This is a genomic window from Streptomyces sp. NPDC002156 (assembly GCF_053593675.1).
Genome location: NZ_JBSFDA010000184.1, coordinates 1 through 19,695 on the forward strand (window position 1 = coordinate 1; position 19,695 = coordinate 19,695).

At 66.0% G+C, this 19,695-nt stretch carries 14 protein-coding genes and 3 pseudogenes; 5 read left to right on the forward strand and 12 right to left on the reverse strand.

What is annotated here, in order from left to right; all coding sequences use genetic code 11:
* The first annotated feature begins 269 nt into the window (after window positions 1-269).
* Window positions 270-449: a hypothetical protein gene (locus tag ACWCRB_RS42005; protein ID WP_451001105.1), complete on the forward strand. Its 180-nt coding sequence runs from the start codon at window positions 270-272 to the stop codon at window positions 447-449.
* 17 nt (window positions 450-466) lie between these two features.
* On the opposite strand, the gene ACWCRB_RS42010 is transcribed toward ACWCRB_RS42005, so the two are convergent.
* The 3 genes and pseudogenes from ACWCRB_RS42010 to ACWCRB_RS42020 all read right to left on the reverse strand — a co-directional run.
* Entirely contained in the window at window positions 467-637 is a 171-nt protein-coding gene (locus ACWCRB_RS42010) for a DUF6207 family protein (RefSeq protein WP_451001117.1), read from the reverse strand.
* A 31-nt stretch (window positions 638-668) separates the two neighbouring features.
* On the reverse strand, window positions 669-1,259 hold the full coding sequence (locus tag ACWCRB_RS42015) for a hypothetical protein (protein ID WP_451001106.1): 591 nt from the start codon (window positions 1,257-1,259) through the stop codon (window positions 669-671).
* A gap of 287 nt (window positions 1,260-1,546) precedes the next feature.
* Window positions 1,547-1,630, reverse strand: a pseudogene (locus tag ACWCRB_RS42020) (dihydrofolate reductase family protein); the annotation flags it as partial.
* A gap of 87 nt (window positions 1,631-1,717) precedes the next feature.
* On the opposite strand from ACWCRB_RS42020, the gene ACWCRB_RS42025 reads away from it, so the two are divergent.
* Window positions 1,718-2,416 (forward strand): hypothetical protein, encoded by a 699-nt coding sequence (locus tag ACWCRB_RS42025; protein ID WP_451001107.1) that lies wholly within the window; start codon window positions 1,718-1,720, stop codon window positions 2,414-2,416.
* 337 nt (window positions 2,417-2,753) lie between these two features.
* Here the strand turns inward: ACWCRB_RS42025 and ACWCRB_RS42030 are convergent, their stop codons facing one another.
* The 6 genes from ACWCRB_RS42030 to ACWCRB_RS42055 all read right to left on the reverse strand — a co-directional run bounded on the left by ACWCRB_RS42030 (window position 2,754) and on the right by ACWCRB_RS42055 (window position 9,258).
* Window positions 2,754-3,728, reverse strand: coding sequence for a hypothetical protein (locus ACWCRB_RS42030; RefSeq protein ID WP_451001108.1), 975 nt, complete (start codon window positions 3,726-3,728; stop codon window positions 2,754-2,756).
* 85 nt (window positions 3,729-3,813) lie between these two features.
* Entirely contained in the window at window positions 3,814-4,116 is a 303-nt protein-coding gene (locus tag ACWCRB_RS42035) for a PadR family transcriptional regulator (protein WP_451001109.1), read from the reverse strand.
* 90 nt (window positions 4,117-4,206) lie between these two features.
* Window positions 4,207-4,764, reverse strand: coding sequence for an AAA family ATPase (locus ACWCRB_RS42040; protein ID WP_451001118.1), 558 nt, complete (start codon window positions 4,762-4,764; stop codon window positions 4,207-4,209).
* A gap of 27 nt (window positions 4,765-4,791) precedes the next feature.
* Window positions 4,792-6,324, reverse strand: a complete 1,533-nt coding sequence (locus ACWCRB_RS42045; RefSeq protein WP_451001110.1) for a caspase, EACC1-associated type — start codon at window positions 6,322-6,324, stop codon at window positions 4,792-4,794.
* Window positions 6,314-6,697 (reverse strand): effector-associated constant component EACC1, encoded by a 384-nt coding sequence (locus ACWCRB_RS42050; RefSeq protein ID WP_451001111.1) that lies wholly within the window; start codon window positions 6,695-6,697, stop codon window positions 6,314-6,316. The genes ACWCRB_RS42045 and ACWCRB_RS42050 overlap by 11 nt, the downstream gene beginning before the upstream one ends.
* Window positions 6,698-6,900: 203 nt before the next feature.
* Window positions 6,901-9,258: a hypothetical protein gene (locus tag ACWCRB_RS42055; protein WP_451001112.1), complete on the reverse strand. Its 2,358-nt coding sequence runs from the start codon at window positions 9,256-9,258 to the stop codon at window positions 6,901-6,903.
* A gap of 630 nt (window positions 9,259-9,888) precedes the next feature.
* On the opposite strand from ACWCRB_RS42055, the pseudogene ACWCRB_RS42060 reads away from it, so the two are divergent.
* The 3 genes and pseudogenes from ACWCRB_RS42060 to ACWCRB_RS42070 form a co-directional block, all read left to right on the forward strand.
* A pseudogene (locus ACWCRB_RS42060) lies at window positions 9,889-10,314 on the forward strand (GNAT family N-acetyltransferase); the annotation flags it as partial.
* A 290-nt stretch (window positions 10,315-10,604) separates the two neighbouring features.
* Window positions 10,605-14,924 (forward strand): AAA family ATPase, encoded by a 4,320-nt coding sequence (locus tag ACWCRB_RS42065; protein ID WP_451001113.1) that lies wholly within the window; start codon window positions 10,605-10,607, stop codon window positions 14,922-14,924.
* The gene (locus ACWCRB_RS42070; RefSeq protein WP_451001114.1) at window positions 14,921-15,775 is read left to right on the forward strand and encodes a serine peptidase; all 855 of its coding nucleotides are present in this window, start codon (window positions 14,921-14,923) and stop codon (window positions 15,773-15,775) included. The genes ACWCRB_RS42065 and ACWCRB_RS42070 overlap by 4 nt, the downstream gene beginning before the upstream one ends.
* Before the next feature lie 8 nt (window positions 15,776-15,783).
* Here the strand turns inward: ACWCRB_RS42070 and ACWCRB_RS42075 are convergent, their stop codons facing one another.
* From ACWCRB_RS42075 to ACWCRB_RS42085, 3 genes and pseudogenes are all read right to left on the reverse strand, one after another.
* On the reverse strand, window positions 15,784-17,235 hold the full coding sequence (locus ACWCRB_RS42075; protein ID WP_451001115.1) for an NF041680 family putative transposase: 1,452 nt from the start codon (window positions 17,233-17,235) through the stop codon (window positions 15,784-15,786).
* A 135-nt stretch (window positions 17,236-17,370) separates the two neighbouring features.
* Window positions 17,371-18,185, reverse strand: a pseudogene (locus tag ACWCRB_RS42080) (IS5 family transposase).
* 53 nt (window positions 18,186-18,238) lie between these two features.
* Window positions 18,239-19,153 carry a hypothetical protein gene (locus ACWCRB_RS42085; RefSeq protein WP_451001116.1) on the reverse strand — a complete coding sequence of 305 codons (915 nt, stop codon included), beginning with the start codon at window positions 19,151-19,153 and terminating at the stop codon, window positions 18,239-18,241.
* Between the last annotated feature and the right edge of the window lie 542 nt (window positions 19,154-19,695).

Sequence of the window (19,695 nt, forward strand, 5' to 3'; positions counted from 1 at the left end):
GAGCAGGAGGCAGACCAGCGCACCCGACAGAACCGCGGCACCGGCAAGGTCCATTCGACCGCCGGCTCGACGAACCCACGAGCCCAACGGCGCGCCCGCTGACGGCATTTGAGAAAATGACACGACCGTGAGACAGAACCCTCCGGCCAAGACATGAGAAAACAGGGCAACTGCAGGTCACGTCGCCGCTCCATGCCACGAGCGGCGAGACCCTACACCACCAGCGTACGAGCGCCAGCGCCTTCCGGCACGCGGGAGGAACAGCGCGCGTGACGACGTCGGCGTACGACGATGTCGTGCTGCTGCACGCCGGCCGAATCCTCCCCGACGGCACCCCCACCAATCCGATCGCGGAGACGTCCGCGCAGTCCACCGACCTGGAGGGGCTGGTGCGCGAGGTCGGAGTGCTGTGGCAGCGTCTGGACGCGGCCGCCACCAAGAACCTGTAGAGCCGCGCCGCCCGGTCCTACGAGTCGAGTGGCTGGCGCACGTCCAGGTAGCAACGCAGCCGTACGCCGGGCTGGCCGACGTCATGCGTCGTACGCTCCTCTGTCGACGTCGCCCACCGGTCGGCGAGCAACTGCTGGAAAGCGAGCGCGGTAGCGTCGTCGGCGGCCGCGACGTCGACGACGACCAGGCCCGGCCTGCTGACTTCTGCGTCAGCTCACTCAATCTCGAAGCTGAGTTTCGGGGAGGACCTGGATGTGTTTGGTCACCTCATCAAGCGCATCCCTGGCCAAGCCGAGAAACGCCTTCCGCTCGGCTACGAATCTCATGCCGGCCTCGTGCACGTTGTCGCTCCTGTTGGGGTGTCTGTCCGCCACGACTGCTTCCGCGTACTCCCGAACGTCTTGGACGAGGGAGGACAACTGATCGACGAGGTTGTGGGCTGCTTCCGCGACGGCCTCAGGGCCCTCCAGCGCCACCACCAGTCCCGCGCTCTCGGCATCCTTGAACTTCAGCCTGATCGCGGCGATCCGCGTCTCGTCGAGCGAGACCGGAGTGTGCCCGGCGCGCAACTCGCGGAAGAAGGCTTGGTTGTCTCGATCAGCGTTGCCCAGCGCTTCGAGGAATGAGAGATAGGCAGCTTGCCGGCGTTCACGGCGCCATCGCTGATGCTCGACCCGCAGGTCATTCAGCTGTACCCGGTCCTGTGATCTTTCTCTGCGCCGTTCCGTACGAGCTGCGATGAAGGCGGTGAGGGCGGCCCCCATGACGGTTCCCAGCACGCCCACGGCCGATACGAAGATGGCGGTCATATCTGCGTTCTTCCCTGAGGGGGTGCGCGCGTACGCCGACATGGGTTCGCCCCACCAGACCGAGTCCACGTGTCTCACTCAATCCAGGCCAGGCTGGTCAGCGCCTCATGGACGCCTGCCTTCATTGAGACGGGACATCCAGGTAGGCGAGCTTCATCTCCTGCCCGTCTGATCTGTCGCAGCGAAGCTTGATCGTTTCTCAACGAAGGTTGAGCGCCGATTCGCGTGAGTGCCCGTCGTCGGCTCCCCGAAGCGGGGGACTGTGGTCAGGAAGCCAAACGACGTCGTCATAGGACGTCGTAGGTCAGGTGCGTCGCGGTCGATGTCGAGGTGATGCTTCGCTGCACGAGCGTGCGTGGCGCTCCGCCTGTGCCAGAGCCCCGCTCAAACCGCCCGAGCCAGTCCGGCTCGCCGCCGTGTATCTCACCGCCTGCGCCCGCCCGGAGGAGACCAGCCCGGTGAGTCTGCGGCGACTCGACTGGCACTGCGGGGCGCACTTCCCCGAGGACGGCGGGCAGGCCCTGCGAGCCCTGCAACACGGAGGCTGGTTGCGCATGCTCCACCTCAACAGCGGGTGGAAACAGCCGGCGACCTACCAACTCGCCGACCCCGTACGCTCCCTGCTCCCCCGCGCCACGCCTGCCGAAGCGCCCCGCGACAGCACTGTGATCAATGTGGCCGGGCAGGAGATGGTCGTGGCGGCCTGGGTCCACGCCTACCACCGCCGTCACGGACATCCACCCGCGTTGCGCACCGTGCTCGCCGCCCACTGCCCACAGGATCCGGCCACACCCTGGAGCACCGACCAACTGAGGGCGGCAGCCCACCAGTTGCAGAGCGCGGGATGGCTGAACGTCGACAACGCGGAAGAACACCCCGCGCAACCCGGGCCGCGCTACTGGCGGCGGACGTCCTCTCCCCGACGGCACAAGCGGCACGCACTCTCCCCTCGTCTGGAGGCCCGGCAGACGCCTCCCGTCCGCCGCACAGTGACACCGCCCGCACCCGAGCGCGTGTCCCGGCCGGCTCAGGGGCCTGATCTCACCTTGCACACCGGGCCAGCCACCGCATTGCCCGCATCCACGGCGTCGGTGGTACCCAAGGGAATCTGGCTCATCCCCGGAGCACACGCCATCCTGCTGCCTGATCGCAACTGAGACGTCACCGGCAGCAGACAGCGGCACCGGGATCTCGGAGACGACCAGTACACCGCTGTCACCCGGTGGGCTGGGAAACCGAACGGCACACACGGCCCGGTCAGGGGCGGCTCGCCGGACCGCCCCGACCCGTTGGTGCAGAAGGCCCAGCCGTTTCGCCTCTCGCGGACGCTGCCCGCCGGTGTGAGGACCGCCTTGACGAGGAACCGGAGCCCGGCTCACAGCTGCGGTGGACGGCACCCTCCCGCTCTCTTCAATGTCCGCGTGGCCGCGGTGAAGGTATTTTTCATGCCTTCCGGGCACTCGTGGAGCCTGCCTTGCGCCTTGCGTGATGCGGCTATTCCTCGGGCGGATCAGCGCGTGCTGCGGAGAGTTCGATGCCTCGAACCCGGCGGAGCCAGCGCGTCAGCAGGTAGAGGGCTCCGCCACACGCGCCACACCATCCCCATCCCTCGGTCAGAAGCATATGAAGGCCGTCGTGCCACATGATGTAGATCGCCAGCCCTCCGACCCATGCGGCGATGGAAGCGCTGATTCTGTCGTCGGAGGACAACAGCCAGTCCACGGGACGCCAGAGTGAGCAGGCCATGTCGTGCAGCCTCATCCGCGCAGCGGCGACCACGAGGCCGAGCGTGTAGGGCACACGGTCACGCCAGCTGACGGTGATGCCCTCTTCCGGAGAGCCCATGAGGTCAGCCAGCCAGGCAGTGCGCATGGAGTGGCCGCGGCGGCCCGCAAGGAGGAGCGCGAACGTGAAGAGCAGGCGGGTGACGGAAAGCGTGACCGAACGGCGTCGTACAGCGAAGGGACGCGTTCGGGTTTGTTCGTCCTGTCCCCAGTCCAATGTCGGGGCGCTGTCGTCCAGTTGGGCTGTCAGCGGCGGGAAAAACCTGAGGATTCCTTGCGCCGCGTCCTCGGGATCGGCGGGCTGCCTGTCCAACGGTCCGGTGCGCGCCGACGGCAGGGCAAGTAGATCTTCATACCCGGCAGCACGCATGTCGTGAGGAGTCACTCCCCCCGAAGGCGCGGAGAGGACGAAGAACGTGTGGTTGAAGTGATGCCGCCACAGGAGGATGTCAGCTTCCCGATGCACCCACCCGGAAGTGAGTGCAGCACGGTCGATCAGGACGATCGCAGCATTGCACTCCAGCAACTGCTCATACAAGCGGGGATGCCACACCTGGCCGGCGATCCGGCCTTCTTCGTTGGCGATCTCGTAGCCCCGGTCGCGGAGTTCCCGGGCGACCAGGCGGTGCACCTGCGCGGTGCAGGTGTCACTGTGTGCGCTGCGGCTGATGAACACCTTACTCACGGCAGCCCTCCCGAGGGGGCGACGTCGCGGCATGCCCTGGCTGCTGCTTCCTCAGCTGCTCGTACCCGGCCTGCCGACGCAAGGCTCATCCCCGGCCTCCCGCGAGACGCAGCATCGAACTGCGGCGCGCCTTACGGGCTTCCAGTGCCTCGGTGGCACGAACACGCCCAGCACCCGTGAACTCGTAGAAGAGACGGGGAGGACGCCCCGGGTGCGGTGTGGCTTCGGTCCGGCTGGTGATCCATCCCCGATCCTCGAGCCGGTTGAGGATCGGGTACACGGTGCCGGGGCCGAGGTCCGCCTCGCGGCAGATCCTCAGCCCCCACGCAGGGCTGTCACCGGTCGCGGCCAGCAGCACCTCGAGCACCGAAATGGTGGGCTTGGTCAACCGCAGTGTTGTCATGCCATCAAGAGAGCATATATCGAGTACGACATACAAGAGGGTCCAGTCGCAGAGCCGTGAGACTGCCGGTGGCTGTCACACCGACAGCACGGCCCCGGCCTCATTCGGTGTGCCGCTGGGTGGGGTCGATCCTGCTGAGGACGGCGCGCACAAGATCGCGACTGTAGGCGGGGGCGTCTGCCGGGGCCGTGGAGGCCGGGCCGGCATGGGATCCGTCCGGCCGGGTGGGTGCGGTGGTGCTGCCGGGGGAAGGCGGGTTGCCGTTGGCTTCGTTGAGCAGGTAGGTGATCTTGGCCCATTGGCGGAAGTTGCCGTGGCAGGCGAGGTCGTCGATCCACAGCAGGTCGTCGGCGAGGACGTGGGACCACAGCGGGTGGTACTGGGGATGACGGTGAGGACTTCGGTCGGGGTGAGGGGTTTGTAGCGCTGCCAGACGAGGATACGTGAGTCCAGCGCGGGCCGGTTCTTGATCTTCTGGTAGCAGTTCTCGGCGCCGACGAGGACGACGGCCAGGCGGGTGTCGTCGTCATCCCACAGTTCGCGGATGAACTCGAAGGCGCGGGTGTCCAGCCACTGTGCTTCGTCGACGACGAGGACGCGGGAGGCTTCGGACAGCGCTTCCTTGATGCGAATACCTCTGGAATCAGCGCTACCGTCCCCCTACAACGGGTGCCCGTCCTCATAGACATCCGGCACCGCCTCCATCACCGTGCTGCCGACGTAGTAGCGGATGGCGCTGGGATATCTTGCGCCCTGCTCGCGGTACATCAGGACCTGGCCCATGAGAGCGCTGATCTGCCATGCGTCACCCAGGGCAGCGGCAAGCAGGCGGAAGGCACGGTCGGCGCAGAGAGGACCCTCCGGGACGGTGAGCCGGATCCCGTCGATCGCGGTTCCCCGGTATTCGAAGCGGAAGACGTAGGGGAGTTCGCTTTTGAGGTAGGCGGCCATCTCGCGCGCCGTCAGGTCGAGAGCCGGGCCGTCGGTGCGTAGGGGCCACGCCAGGTCGATCAGGTGGAGCACGTCGAAATGGCTGCGGGCGAGCCTGGCGGAGTCCCTCGCCCGCCCGTGGTCATGGTTGCCGAAGCCGTTCAGGTTCCAGAGCGGGGAATGTCCCTGGGCGTGCAACTGCCGGAGCACGACAAGCTCCGGTGCGACGTGGTTGAGGTCGTCGTCCAGCTTGAGGTAGCTGAAGGAGAGGTCGCGGGAGTCGATATGGCAACGTCCGTCGATCTTCTGCAGGTGCTTGGTGAGACGGGTAGCGATCGAACGGTCGTGCTTCCCGACGTAGACGATCTCCGGGGTGTCATCAGACTCCTGGTGCAGGAGATAGACACCAGGCCAGTCCTCAAGCTTATCGATGCTCGCAGCCGTGAGGTCGTGGCGCGGCTGCGCGGCGAGGACCCTGAGGAAGAAGTCGACCTGCTCCTGCGGGAGCAGCCGGAATCCTGTGCCGTCGGTGTATGCGACGTTGCGGCTGAAGGGGTAGGCCTCGACGGTGTCTGTCCCGCGCTGGTTGGGCTCGGGGAGGCCGCGCGCCTGGAGTGTGTTCCTGAGCTTGGGATAGATGTCGCTCAGAGCGAGCACCGGCGGGGCGCCCAGGATTCCGTCTCGCACGATGTCCCGCAGAGTCCCGGTGAACGACGTGCAGGCGGTCTCCTGTTCCTCCGGCGGGGGCACGTGGGCGACATGGTCGGCCGCCGTGAGCGTGTACACGCCGCGGATGTCGGTGGTGTCCGCGAGCTGGCTCTCGCCGGCACCCGTCAGGCCGTGGATGACACGGCCCGAGTAGCAGCAGTCGAGGATCACCAGCTTCGCCTGGGCCGGCGAGTCGAGCAGGGCGTTGCGGACCTTGTCGTACTCCAGGCCTGTCAGGTCGGGGTAGCGGAGCTGGGTGCCGCCGGTGGCAAGGCAGAGCGCACCGGTCCTGGTGACGACCCCGTGGCCGACGAAGTAGAGCAGGAGGGTACCCGTGGTGTTCTCGGCCAGGCGGTGCAGTTCCAGTGCCAGCGCGGTGGTGTCGGCGGGATCCGCGAGCATGTGTACCCGGTCTGCGGACCACCCGCAGAGGTCGGGAGCAGTGAGCAAAGCGTGCATCGCCGACAGACTGTTGAGGACTGCCGGAACGTCGGGGAGGGAGGGGTCCTGGTATCGCGAAATACCGATGAGGACGGCGGTGTCGTCAGACTCCATCGGTGTCCTCGCCCAGGAAGCGCCGGATCAGCGCCTCGGCCTCTGCAACATCTCCGGTCTCGAGTTCCAAGGTGCGATCCGCCCGGGTGATGGTGATGCGCACCTTGGTCGGGGTCCGGCGGCTCTGCAGCCATGCGGCGAGAGAACCGGCAAGGACGGTGGCGACACTGCCGGAGCCGAGGGAGACCGTGAGAAAATCGAGGGCGGCACCGAGCTCGCTCTCGGCGGGAGCAGCCGGAGTGACATGGACGCACCCCTGCAGGCCGCGTTCGCGACGGAGCCAATCTGCCGGCGCCAGGCGGTCGTCAAGGGCGCCCGCTGAGTCGAGCATGATCTGGACATCCGCCGTTTTGGTGCCCTCGGTGCGGTGCATCGTGTCCCCGTCTCCGCATGCGCCTTGTGTCCGAACTCCTTGGCTGGTACGAGGAGTTACCCTATGCGGCATCGCCTTCCGATTCAGCCCGGGACCGGGAGCAAGTACTGGAGGCACCAGTCGGTATGCCCCGGACCCAGCTCAGCCGCATCAGTCCCATGCGGCTGAGCCTTGCGGCGTCAGCCGTCGATTCGGTTGAGTGTTCACTCTTGAGCCGTGGTGAGGGACTCCAGGGCTGGCGCGGAGGAACCCACGGCGGTGAGCAGATAGATGTCCGGGGTGTACTTGCCTGCCGTGCGCAGGCCGGACAGTTCGCGTCTGGCCGCCGTGGTGGTCGCTGTATTCCATGCCGGAGCGGCGGTCGCGAGGATGAGCCGGTTGGCGGAGACCGCCTTGCAGCCGTCGATGAGTTTGCACAATTCTCGCTTGGTGTCGCGGTGGCCGTCGCCCAGGGCGGAGGTCTTCTTCGCTTCGCCCAGCCAGATCTCGTCAGCGTTGGCCAGGGCGAAGTCGATCTCTACGAACGGCGAGCCGTCGCGCAGGATCTCGAACTCCGCTCCTACCAAAGGGATCATGCCTCTTGCCTGTTGGCGCAGGTAGCGTGTGGCCAGCAGGGGTACGTCAGCGTTGTTGTCGATGAGTTCGGCAACGGCCGGGTGCAGTTCGTAGGACCACCCGGGTTCCTCGGTGTCCGTCTTCCAGCGCGCCTGGACCAGTTCGTTGTCGGCGCCGCACCGGCGGCAGCGGTAGTGCTGTGCGACTTCCTCCAGTGGATAGAACTCGAAGGCCGGGCACTCCTTGCAGCCCAGGGCCAGCCCCCTGCGCAGGATGCCCTGTGTGGTCCATTCATCGACCTGGGCACGCCGCTGCGGCATGCCCCACTGGGGCGCCATGGCGGTGGCGGCCAGGGCGCGGAAGGACATCACCACCGAGGACTTCAAGGCCCACCAGGCGTCCTCAGGCTGGCTTGGGTGCTGCTGCCCGGGCAGGAACGTCTTCAGTAGATCCCAGCCCGGACCGTGGGCAAGATCCTCGAGAGCCGCACGGGAGCCGAGAAGGCGCTGGGTCACCGCCGTCCGTTTGCCCGCAGCACTCGGCCGTACTGGGCAAGGCGCGGCTGCCATCGTCAGGACGGCTTGCAGGCTAGGCCACCGCAACCGTGGTGCGGCCAACGTGCCTGCCAGGGAGGCGCCTCGGGGAACGAAGTCGAAGCGGTGCGAGGAGTAGGTGATGCCCCCGTCCGCGGCCCGCACGAAGGTCTCCCAGAAGTTGCTGCGTCCCGCGTACAACGCGTCGCCGGTCAGGACACGGTGCGGCGGCACCGGGTGGTCCGAAGCCACCAGCAGGACCTGCCATCTATCCCGGGCGGCGTCCAGCCCTGGCGGCACCTCCGCCGGAAGCCCCAACGTAGCCTCCAGCGAGCCGTCCTCCAGGACAGTGGCCGGCAGTGACCGCGGGAGATCCCATGCCTGGTCGAGGACGTAGAAGCTCCGTCCACTGGTGCGCAACTCGTTGCCCGGCACGCATGCGAACGCCTTGTCGGCTACTTCTTCGCCGTCGACGATGGCGCGCGGCCTTCGGTCCCACATCGTGCGCATCCGCGCCTCGACGTCCTCCAAAGGCACCGAGGCGCTGGTGATGCGGACCATGCCTGTGCCCCTCCAGCGCGGGAATCGGCCAGTGATCGTCATCGCATTCGGGTCCCGCCACGGCAGCCACATGCACGGGCCGTGGACCAGGCCGGCGAGCTGCGCCAGCGCAAAGTCCTCTGGCCTGTCCCCCAGCACCACCACCGGCTCCGCCCGAATGCGGTCGCGGTCCAGTCGCACGCATCTGGCCGCTGCCGGATCGAGCATGGCGAGCGTGTCCCGCGGCGATGACGGATGCAGCCAGTCCAACAGGGCGGTATCGGCCCGCTCGGCGACACCCACTTGCCAGCGTGCCTCAATCGGCACGCGGGAATCGGCGGCCTCTGCTTCGAGGTCCACGCCTACGCGCGCCGCGTAGGCCAAGGCGCTCGGCGTCGCCACATGCGGGAACGGCACTCCCAGGACCGGCCGGGTGGCCACATCGCTCAACGCGCTCAGCCCCGTCTTCGTGGGGTCGTCGAACAGGTGCGTCTCCTGTGTCATCTCCCGTACGGCGTTGACGCCCAGGCGTTCCCGCAGTCCAGATGCAGCCTGTTCCACGTCCGGCACCACGCCGTGGTTCCACGGCTCCGCACGTACAAACGCTGCAGCTTGGCGTCTGGCTTCACCCTCCAGATCGCCCACCACACGATCCACAGCGCCCGGATGGATCGCCTCGACCGTGGCGCCGGACGGCGCGTACGCAAGTACGTGATCGGGCTGCATCCGTCGCATCACGTCCGCCACAACAGGATGATCAACCGCCGAGGCAGGAACAACCGCCCCGGCGCAGCCGCCCCACACCCGGCTCAGCGCACCCAGACCCGCCGCCGCCCAACGCACCCACTCCGCCTCGGCACCCGGCACTACCACCAGCAGACGCGGCGGGCGCGCGAAGGCCCGCAATGCCACAAACCGAAACTCATCAGCCACTCCCCCACTCTGGCAAAGCAGCCGCCGCTCAGGAAGCCGCTGTCCGTCAGCCCACCACGGCACACCCCGTGTGGCGTGGACTTCCGTGCACCACCTACCGTGCTTCTGTGGTTCCTGCGCGGCAAGGCCAGGAGAAGCGGGCTGTGTCTCAACGGCCGGGCGACGGCCGGAAGTGTGTGGGTGCGCCCCACGCCGCCAGCGGCCGAGAAGCAGCTACGGGAAATGTTTCCCAAGCAGTATCCGGTTGGGTGGAGCGGTCATGTCGAATCGGACGACGCACCCTACCGGCCCTGAGTCGGAGGACGCGATCAGGACCTCAGTCAGCGCGCCACGCCGGTCCGGTTCCATCTGCCGCGGCTTTCCCTCAATCATGACTGCCGGTGCGGGTTCCGGGGCCAGGACGGCGACGGCGGCCGTGAGCACGCCGACCACCACGCGGCGTGGGCGCTCGGCGTGCAGGTGTCGAAGAACCTCGACTGGCTGGCTGACCTGGCCGTGGTAACGACCCAGTCCCCCATGGCGTGGCGCAGGCTCCCCTACAAGGTGGCGAAGATGCCACAAAGGGAGAACCACTGCGACTTCCCTTCCTGATCCCACCTCAGCGAGCCAGAGGAAACCAAAGACAACGCCCGGGCGTACCTGCTGAAGGCGAACAGGCACGTGGTCGGCTACCAGGCGGCCCATGACACCGACTATCACCGGCCCTGGGACCTCGTCGACGAGTCGCCGTTCGGCGATGCGGACGACACTGTACGGCCGCGGATCGAGCTGATCTGGGTGGCCGACGCCTATCGGCGCCAAGGAGTGGGCGCCATGCTCGTCCAGGCGCTCGCCGACGACTTCGGCCGCCCCGTCGCTGAGGTGTCCTGGTCCACCCCGGTCAGCGGCCATTCTTCGTGGGTGCCGAACGGCGATGTGTCCGTCTCATCACCGCTCGCGGCGAAAGTGCTTCCCGCTCATGTCGCGCGGATCACTGTCGATCGTACGACCTGGAACCAGGGGCGGGGTCCTCACGAAGGGGTTGCCACATCTGCCGGAACCCACGGTGGTCGATGAGCTTGTCGAAGCGACTCGGCGGTGGGTGCTCTTGCTGCAACCACGTCTCCACGCGAGTGCACTATGAGGTGGGACGTTCCTACGCCATGTGTGGACGGACTCCTAGGATTGTCGCTCAGGGGGCAGCAGGCGGGGGGAGAGCAGTGACACGAGTGCTCATTGTCGGTGTCGGAGCCTTCGATGAGGGCAGCGACGCTGATCGCTCAGATCCCTTGGCCCCTGCGAAGACACTAGATCCGTTGCCCTCGGTTGGGCCGGCCGTCTCCCAGCTTGCGACGCACCTTGCGAAGATGCGGGGGCTGACGATCGTGGGCAGCGGAGCGGCACTCGATCCCGATCACGAAACGCTCAGGCGGTTGTGGCGAGATGCTCATGGGCTGGTGGAGTCGAGCGAGGTTCCTGAAGCTCTTATCGTGCACTTCGCGGGCCATGGAATCGCCGGACAGGGCAATCAGTCGTTGTTCTTGGCGACGCGTGAGACACGGTTGGACAACTTCGCCCGGACTGCCGAGCAGGTGGGGACGTGGCTAGGCGAGGTCGAGGCAACTGCGGACGGGCCGCCGGTACTTTTCATGCTGGACGTGTGCGGAGCCGGCCGACCGGTTATGCAGCAGCTCGTAGACAGGATCAGAGCGGCCGACCGTCGTGCGTGGGTGATCGCTGCATGTGCACCTGACGAGAAGACGTATGCCGCGCGGTTCACGTCTGCGACTGGCCTTGTCATGGAGCGGCTGTCCCAGGGACGGCTCGACATCTCCCCAACGGTGCAGCATGTACCGGTGGAAACGCTGGCACGGGAGATCGACCGAGAACTGGCTCGGTCAGCAGCGGCTGATGACCTTGTCTCTCAAAGCGTCCTGCGGACTGCTCATGCCGAGGCTCATGTGCCAGTGCCACCTTTCTTGCTCAACCCCTCCTATCGCACGAGCGCCGGGCAGCAGTTCCTTCAGTCAGTAGAGACGGGATTGTGGCAGTTCGCGGCAGCTGTCGACCCGGCTCTCGATCCGTTGCACTTCATTTCTCGGGCTTCGGGGTCACCCCAGCAGCAGGACATTGCGCAGGGATGCTTCTTCACTGGTCGGCAGGAGCAGCTCGGGCAAATCAAGCAGTGGCTCGAAGGGCCAAGCGAGCCACCGCTGATGGTGGTGACCGGGAGTCCCGGCTCGGGAAAGTCAGCGCTGCTGGGAGTTGTTGCCTGCCTGACTCACCCTCAACTGCGCGCAGTGACACGCCAGATCGCGCAGGCAGTGGATCGTGAAGTAAGGCCGGAACTGAACCCTGATCTGGCTGCGGTACACGCGCGGCAGCGCGGTCCTGCAGAGGTACTGGCTTCGATCGCGGCTCAGCTCAATCTGGGTGAGGAGCCGGGGCGGGGGTGGACCACCACCGCGATTCTTGACCGGATCACCGAGCAGCGAACCCGGCCGGTGACGGTTGTAGTGGACGCTCTCGATGAGGCTTCGTCCGACTCCGCTTTGGTCGACGCTCTGATTCAGCTTGCTCGGTCTCGCCGGAAACTCGACGAGAAGAGTCCGGACAGGGATCGAGTGGTATGCAGGGTGCTGATCGGGACCCGGCCGTGGTGGGACCGTTATCGAGATCTGCTGAAGGAACTTGAGCGCAGTGACCAGTTTGTCGATCTAGATCAGGTTTCGGTCGAGCAGCGAACCATGGAGCTGCGGGATTACCTGTGCGAGATTCTTGAGACTTCCCGGGTGTACAGCGGGCCGGGGACTGCCGAGTTGCGCGTCGCAACTGCTACTGCAGTTGCCGAGCGGCTAGGGGTCCGAGACGAGGCCGGGTTCTTGTTGGCGTCACTCTTCGCACATTACTTGGTTCATCAGGATGCCCCGCCAAGTGTGGTGGATGTGGTCCACCGGATTCCCTCGGGTCTGCCGGCCATGCTGCAACTGCATCTGGGCATTCTGCAGGAGGAGCATCCGGCAATGGCCTCCGTACTTGCCGCGGTGGCGCACGGGTACGGTCAGGGCATGCCGCTTGAGGTGATCCATCAGGTCTCAAGTGCCTTCGTGACATCAGGCAGCACGGCACCGGGTCTGAACGATGTTCAGAAAGCGTTGGCAGCAGCTTCTTTCTACCTACGGTTCAGCACGGATAGTGACGGACAGCGGCTGTACCGCTTCTACCACCAGAGCCTCGTGGACTATCAGCGCAAGGCGTTCGAGCGTGTGAGCCGGTCCAGCATCCTCGCGTCTGTTCTCGACACTCTGCCGGGGCCTGCCGCTGTGGGGGAACGCAGGTTCGGGTTGGCTCTCCCGTACGTACTGCGGCACGCAGCGCAGCATGCTGCGGACGCCGGAGAGCTCGATACACTCCTCCTGTCTGCGTCATTCCTTGTCCACTGTGATCCGCAACTGCTGAATGAACGACCGGTCAGCCGTTCGCTACGGGGCCGCATTGTGGGACTCCTGTGCCAGGCTGCGCTGTCCGTCGGACACGAACCGTGGCAGCGACGTCTGTGGCTGCGGGATACAGCCGCAATGTGGGGGGAATCGTGGCTTGTCAACGCGTTGGACGCGCTGGAAGAACCTACGGCGCAACCTCCGGAGCACCGTCTGCTGCAGTTCTCTTGGGGCTCGGTGGAGCTCCCTGCTCCATTCGCTGGCTGGAGTCCCGACTTCGTGGAGGCTGTTCTCGTCCGGGGTTGCGATCGATGGCTCGCTGCGGGACTCACGTTTGAAGAGCAGGTCGAGGTATGGGATGTCCGGACGGGAGTGCTTTTGTTCTCTCTGTCGCTTCCAGGTGACAGTCCCCTGACGGCATTGTGCGGCGGGTACGGACGGTTCGGAGCACTGGTGGCTGTGGGACGGTCCGACGGTCACATCGATGTCTGGGATCTCGAGACCGGCAGTATCAAGACAGCGATCAGGACGGATGCCGTTCCTGTGATCGCTCTCGGGATTGTTGAGCATTGCGACAGCTTCCTCGTCGTGGCCTGCGGCGGAGGTGAGGTCACCTCGTATGACCCGACAGGGAGCCGAGTCGCCTCCCTGGATGTCATTGGCGATTGGCTGTGCAACCTGGAAGCCGATGGCGGCGTGGGCGACTTGCAGGAGCCAGATCTCGACATTGAGGGATACGACTGCACCGCAGTCAGTGCAGTCGAACTGGATGGTGTACGGCTATACGTCTCGGGGGCGAAGAACGGTTCGGTGCACGCTTGGGAGGCGGCCGGCAAGGATCTGGTGTGGCCCGGCGGAAGTACCCCTGTCCTCAGCGTTCAGACTGTGCAGGGACCCAGTGGACCCGTCGTGGTGACGGGTGCCGACGACGGCACTCGTGTCTGGGATGTGCGTACGGGGACCCATCAGCCGTTGGACAACGTCGGCCACGCCGGCGCCGGGACGCCGCTGCTTGGAGAGGGCGGGAGGCCGTACTTCGCGTACTTCGAGCCGGGGCACGGAATCCGGGCACGGTCGCTCGACGGGAAGGAGGACGAACCCGCACTCCTGAGCGTCACTCCTGAGCAAGTTTCGAGCGTTGCCGTATTGGCGGTAGACGGTTCGCAACTAGCAGCCATCGCATCGATCCACCACACAGCAGGGTCGGAGTCGTGGGACGAGGCCGTGCTGTTGTCGGAGACACCTCATGCGCAGCCAGGTTCACTCCTGTGGGGGGTATCGCACGCTTCTGCGGTGGACCTCGTAGCAGTGCCTGACCAGGGGGGCTCCCATACCTCCCCAGCAGTCAGTGTGGAGAAGAGCGAAATCTTCAAGGTATGGGACTCCACGGCAGGCACCTTGCTCACGAGTGGTCAGCGTCGGGGTATCACAGCAGTGACTACGGGACGCTTGGCGGAAGCCGAGGTGGTCGTCGTGGCTCACGGCTTCGGGCGACAGGGCTGTATCGAGGTACTCAACGCTGACACCGGTGAGCCGATCGGCCCGCCACTCGAGTGGGAGGCGGTGATGGATCTGTCCATTGGAGAGCTCGACGGCCGTCCGACTCTCGTGGTGCATGCGAGCGATGGAATCTTCTTCATCAACCCAGGTGATCAAGAGCCCCGGCAGGTGCTGTACGCGAACGACGGCAGGCACGGCGGCACCCGATTCTCCGCGCTGGGGCGGCTCAAGGGCGAGTTCGTCGGGATCACAGTGCATGCATGGGACCCGGACTTGACGGAGGAGTGGGTTCCAGACAATTGCCTCATGACGCACACGGCCTCCGGCGAGGACCGCACGCTGGCCCAGGGGATCGGCGAGGTCACCTGCGTGGCGGCCGGACAATGGGGCGATCTTGATGTCGTCTTCATCGGAGGCGTGGAGGGGGCAGTCGCTGTCCGGTGCCTGGAGACTGGTGAGGAACTGGCCCACTTCCAGGGGCATGAGGGCGAGGTGGTGTCAGTGCTGTTCGTAGAAGTCCAGAAGACTCCGTTGCTGGTATCCACTGGCGCCGACAGCTACGTCCGTGTCTGGGACTGCTCCCAGCAAGGCGCACTGCTCAACGAGACTGGATTTCCGGACCTTCTTGGCGCAGTCGCCGTCAACGACGCGGGCGTTTTCGCGGGGTACGGGTCGCGGGTCGCTTTCTTGGCCTGGACGAACCTCGGCAGTGTCGCAGGTTCAAGCGAGAAGACGGAAAGCCGATGAATCACATCGTCATGGTTCATGGAGTGCGCAACTACGAGAGGGGACTTGATCCGGATGCTGCTGCGGACAAGCTCGCGCAAAGGTGGCAGGCACGACTGCAGCTCGGTTACACGGACGCAGGCCTGGGCCACCTTGATGTACCGGACATCACGGCCGCCTACTACGCGCACACGCTTCGCGATCCCGAGGCACAGAGCTCAGATGGTGGGCTTGACGACCTCACACCCCCGGAGCAGCAGGCCGTGCTGGCGTGGCTCAGGGCGGTGGGCTTGCAGGACGAGCCCGCAGAGGGCCAGTCGTGGGGCGGGCTGCCACTGCGTCAAGCGATCGATCTCGTAGCTCGCCGGCGCGGCATCGCTGCCAAGACGCTGGGCCGGATCGCGGTGGCACTGCTTTCGGAGGTCTACAGCTATTTGGCCTCTCCCGCCCGCCGTCGACGGGCTCGAGAGGTCGTCGCCGAGACGATCCGCGCGCGTGGCGCAAAGGTCGTGGTGGCGCACTCGCTGGGGTCGGTCGTCACCTACGAAGCCCTCCATGCCTACCCAGATCTTGGCGTCGAAGTGCTGGTTACGCTCGGTTCCCCGCTGGGGCTGCCAGGGGCGGTGTTCGACATGCTGGAGCCGTCCCCTGATACGTCACAGCGCGGACAGCGCCCGGCTGGCGTACGCCACTGGATCAACATCGCTGATGCCGGCGATCTTGTAGCGCTTCCCCGGCGCCTGGGTGACCGCTTCCCTGTCGACGTTCATCAGGAGACACACATGGCAGCAGTCGACTTCCATACCCTTGACACCTATCTCGGCAACGGGCTGACAGCTGCGGCTCTCGCCCCACACTGCGCCGACTGTTAGCTTGATCATTAACCTCGCTGCTGTTTCAGGCGGACGTGTTCGGTGAGGGTTTCGATTCGTTTCACGGTCTTCCCGGGTTCGTGACGTGGGGCTGACCTGCGGTTCTTCGAGCCGGGTGGGCGTCCGGGGCCGGGCTTGGAAGGTCTGGGCACGTCGGCGGGACGGGCGGTCTTCACGCGGAGGTGGCGGAACCCCCGGCGGACCCGGGCAGGGGTGAGCCGGCGAGGCTGCGCCGGCCGCTCCCAGGGCCGCCGAAGATCCTCAGTGAGAGGCCGGGCGAGGCGGAGTTGCGTGTGGGCGGCGATGATCAGCCACGTCCACAGGTCGGCCGTGTGCGGATCGCGGACCTTGGGGACGGTCCAGCCCAGGGTCTGTTTGAACAGCCGGAAGGTGTGTTCAAGATCGAATCTGCGGAGGAACGCCTGCCAGCGTAGGTCGACGTCTGCGCCGGTCATCCCGGTGCGCGAGGACCACAGCCACACCGGCTTCGGGTCGCGGTCACCGGGCAGGTGCCCGACCTTCAGCCGGATCAACGTGCCGTGGATCAAAGGGAGTTCACCGCAGTGGTCGAGCCAGGGGCCACGGGCCTGCAATCGGGGGTGCATCCGGTCCCAGGCGAGGGCTTCGGCCGTGCCGTAGCGGGTGGTGTCGCACGTCGTGGCCTGGTCAGGGGTGTGCCAGGACTCCGGCTTGGAGAAGGTGAGGACGCCGCCGTGCTTGCGGGGCTGTCCGCCGCGTGGGGTGGAGCGGCGTGGGCCGGCATCCCGGAGCATGACGCGGTCCGAGCGGAGCCGGCCGACCAGCTCGACGGGAAGGTCGGCCAGGACGTAGGCGAGGCGGGTGACGTCGTAGCCGGTGTCCATGACGACGAGGATGTCCGCGTCGCCCGGCCGCCATTGCCCGGCGTGCACCAGCCGGGTGACCACCTCGCGCAGCTGGGTGGCGGTCACCGCGGTGGCATCGTCACACGGCCCGAGCCGGATCGCGTCCAGCACGGCCGTCCAGGACGTGCGTCCCGTCTCCAGCGCGGCGACGAAGGAGTAGGGCCAGCCGGGGATGAACTGATCCGCGCTGCGGCCCCGTCCGTAGACGTGGCAGAACAGCAGCTCCGGGCTGGTGGGGGCGTCGGGTCGCAGCCAGTTGCTCACGTCCACCGCGAGGACGATCCGCCCGTCGGACGCCCGCGGCAGCGGCGTGGAGGCCAGCAGCCAGCGCAGGCGGCGCGGTTCCAGCCAGCCGTGGTTGACCGCGTCGTACATCGCCCCGTGCCCGCGCCGGTGCTCAGCCGTGAGCGTCAACTCGACCAGCGACGTCACCGGGCCGTCCGAGCACAGCACCGCGTCGGTGAGCTCGAAGAGCGCATCCGCCCGGGTGTAGAGGCAGTCGTAGAACTGGACACGAAAGTGGGACAGGACGCCCAACGCGGCATCAGCGGACTGTTCAGCGGCGAGACTCTTCACCAGCGGCCGTTCCTTCACGTGACGTTGCTCGACACCTCGAAGCGTGAAGAACGGCCGCCCTGCTGTCCCGGAAACGAACCAAGATCAGCGGGTCAGGTGAACGGCCGAGGTTAAACACCAAGCTAAGACCGTGTCCTACGTGGTGAGGCGGACAAGCCGTTTGTAGCAGCAGATGGCGGCGGCGAGGCCGAGAAAGGCGAGGTAGTTGCGGGGATTGCGTTCGTAGCGTGGGCTGAGTCGGCGGTAGCCGGACAGCCACGACATGGTGCGTTCGATCACCCGGCGGCGGCGGCCCAATCGTTCGCTGGACTCGATTCCTTTGCGTGCGATCCGAACTCCGATGCGCTTGCCGCGTAACCATTTCCGCAGGTCGGCGCGGTCGTAGGCTTTGTGCGCGTGCAGGCGCTGGGGCTTGAAGTGGCGGCCGCGGTGGGGGTCGTGTCTCGTTTGGTGACCCTCGATCATGGGCTTCAGCCCTTCGCTGTCGTGGGTGTTGCCGGCCGAGACGCCGACGAGAAGGGGCAGTCCGTTCGCGTCCGACAAGATGTGCATCTTCGAACCCGGCTTTCCCCAGTCCACGGGGCTCGGACCTGTGTGGTCGCCCCCTTTTTAGCCCTGACGTGGGCGGTGTCGAGGACGACGCGGGTGACGTCGACGAGGCCGGCGTCGTCGAGCCGGTGCAGCACAGCCTCATGGAGGCGGCCCCAGACGCCGGCTCTCGACCAGATGAGGAACCTACGGTGAGCCGTCGACTTCGATATGCCGAAACAGGGCGGCAGTTGGCGCCAGGCGCAGCCGCTGACCAGGACGTAGATGAACGCCGCGAACAGCGTCTCATCAGGGGTGTCCTGCGTTCCGCCGCCCTGCGGCCGCACTCAGGGCGGGATCAGCGGCTTCGCGATCCCCCACAGTCCGTCCGGAACAATCCAACTCCACGTACCCCGCCCCATACCGAAACCAACGTCCGCCTCACCACGTAGGACACGGTCTAAGACTGGGCTGGCTACAGGGGCGGGTTGGCCGAGAAGAACCCGCCGATGCTCCGCGTCAGTCGGGTGGCCTCGGAAAGCCCGTACCGGAACGCGAGCAAGGTATAGACCAGCACGAAGAACGCCGCCACTGCCAGCGGCACGAGAAACTCCACTGGCGCCCCCAAAGGCGACAGGACGGCGAACAAGACGATCACGATAGCTACCGCCGACAGGCAGGCGGTTGCCAGGCGCCGCCCGTCGAGCCGGTCGGGTTCAAGTGTGGTCTGCTCGGCCAGTGCCTCCGCTGGCAATATCGCGGTGAAGTGACCAGCGGCGATGTTGTTGGCGGCAAGAGCTGCAAGTGCGGCCAGTTGTTTGGCCGAGGCCGTGCGGTCGGCAGCCAGCTTGTCTGCCGCCTCGATGAAAGCGGCGTCGACACGGCTGAGATGTGTGGTCAGTGCTCTGCGCAGGGCTCGGCGCTGGCCGAAGTCTTCGGCGACGTGGCGGGCAAGCATCCGCAGCAAGAGACCTAGGTTGGAGACCTGCTGGCTGAGCTTGATGGCTTCCGTGTATCGGGCGTTCTGGCGGGCGACGGTTGCGCTGGCCGTGAGCAGCTTCAGCAGAGGGTAAATCGGCTTTGAGCAGCGCGGTATGGTCTCGCCCATCGCTGCCATTTGAATCCAGCAGATGCCGAGGGCGAGCAGATTACAGATGAGGAGTAAGTCGACCATACTGTCCCAATTGAGCTGACCTATGGTGCAGTCCTGGTCGGTCGTCGGTTCCAATGATCCACCAGGCGTACAGACGCCACGGTTAAAGGCCCAGGCCAGGGCCATGAAGGCGTCACCACCGGCGTTAAGCTTGAGCATTTCCCGTAGATACGTTCGCCGCTCATACGCCAGCGCGGCACGGATGGTGTCGACCTCCAGCGTGATGTTCAACTCCACTGCTGCTGCCTCGCCTGCGGTTACACGCTTCTCGATGCCCCGGTGATGCAACCGCAGTATCGGGTGCGCCCAGGAAGGTCGACCTTCAGAAGCCACGTGTCTCCCCCCCCCAAGCCATCAAACGGTGGAGGAAGCATATGAGTATCCACAGGCAGCGGGCACGCAGTTGTCTGGCTACGACAGCACCAAAAAGAATGTAAGTTTTCAACCTTTTTGTCCGGCCGGATACTCGCGAGCTGAACGTTCGTCACGGTTTCTCATTGATCCGTCCGCGCGCTATTCACATCAGCATCGCAGTCGAAGCCAACGGTGGAGCTCCCCGCGCAGCGGTCGTTGCGGTAACCGTTGAATGGACGTCGACCACGCAGGTCAGCGACCTACCGGAGCTTCATTCAGGCAATTCCGTCGCGTCGTTACTGACTTCGATGTCCAAGAAGTGCCGTTGTTCCGTAAAGGCGGCAGCAGCACCGGGCTGGGACATAGTTCGGGCCGGCACGTCGACCCCGCTCGCGTCACCCCTCACGCCGGCGGCGCGCCCAGGC

What these genes read in the sequence shown, in the direction of transcription:
- ACWCRB_RS42045 (WP_451001110.1), bottom strand. Translation starts at nt 6,324, where the DNA reads ATGGAGTCTGACGACACCGCCGTCCTCATCGGTATTTCGCGATACCAG.
- ACWCRB_RS42050 (WP_451001111.1), bottom strand. Translation starts at nt 6,697, where the DNA reads ATGCACCGCACCGAGGGCACCAAAACGGCGGATGTCCAGATCATGCTC.
- ACWCRB_RS42065 (WP_451001113.1), top strand. Translation starts at nt 10,605, where the DNA reads ATGCGGGGGCTGACGATCGTGGGCAGCGGAGCGGCACTCGATCCCGAT.
- ACWCRB_RS42015 (WP_451001106.1), bottom strand. Translation starts at nt 1,259, where the DNA reads ATGACCGCCATCTTCGTATCGGCCGTGGGCGTGCTGGGAACCGTCATG.
- ACWCRB_RS42070 (WP_451001114.1), top strand. Translation starts at nt 14,921, where the DNA reads ATGAATCACATCGTCATGGTTCATGGAGTGCGCAACTACGAGAGGGGA.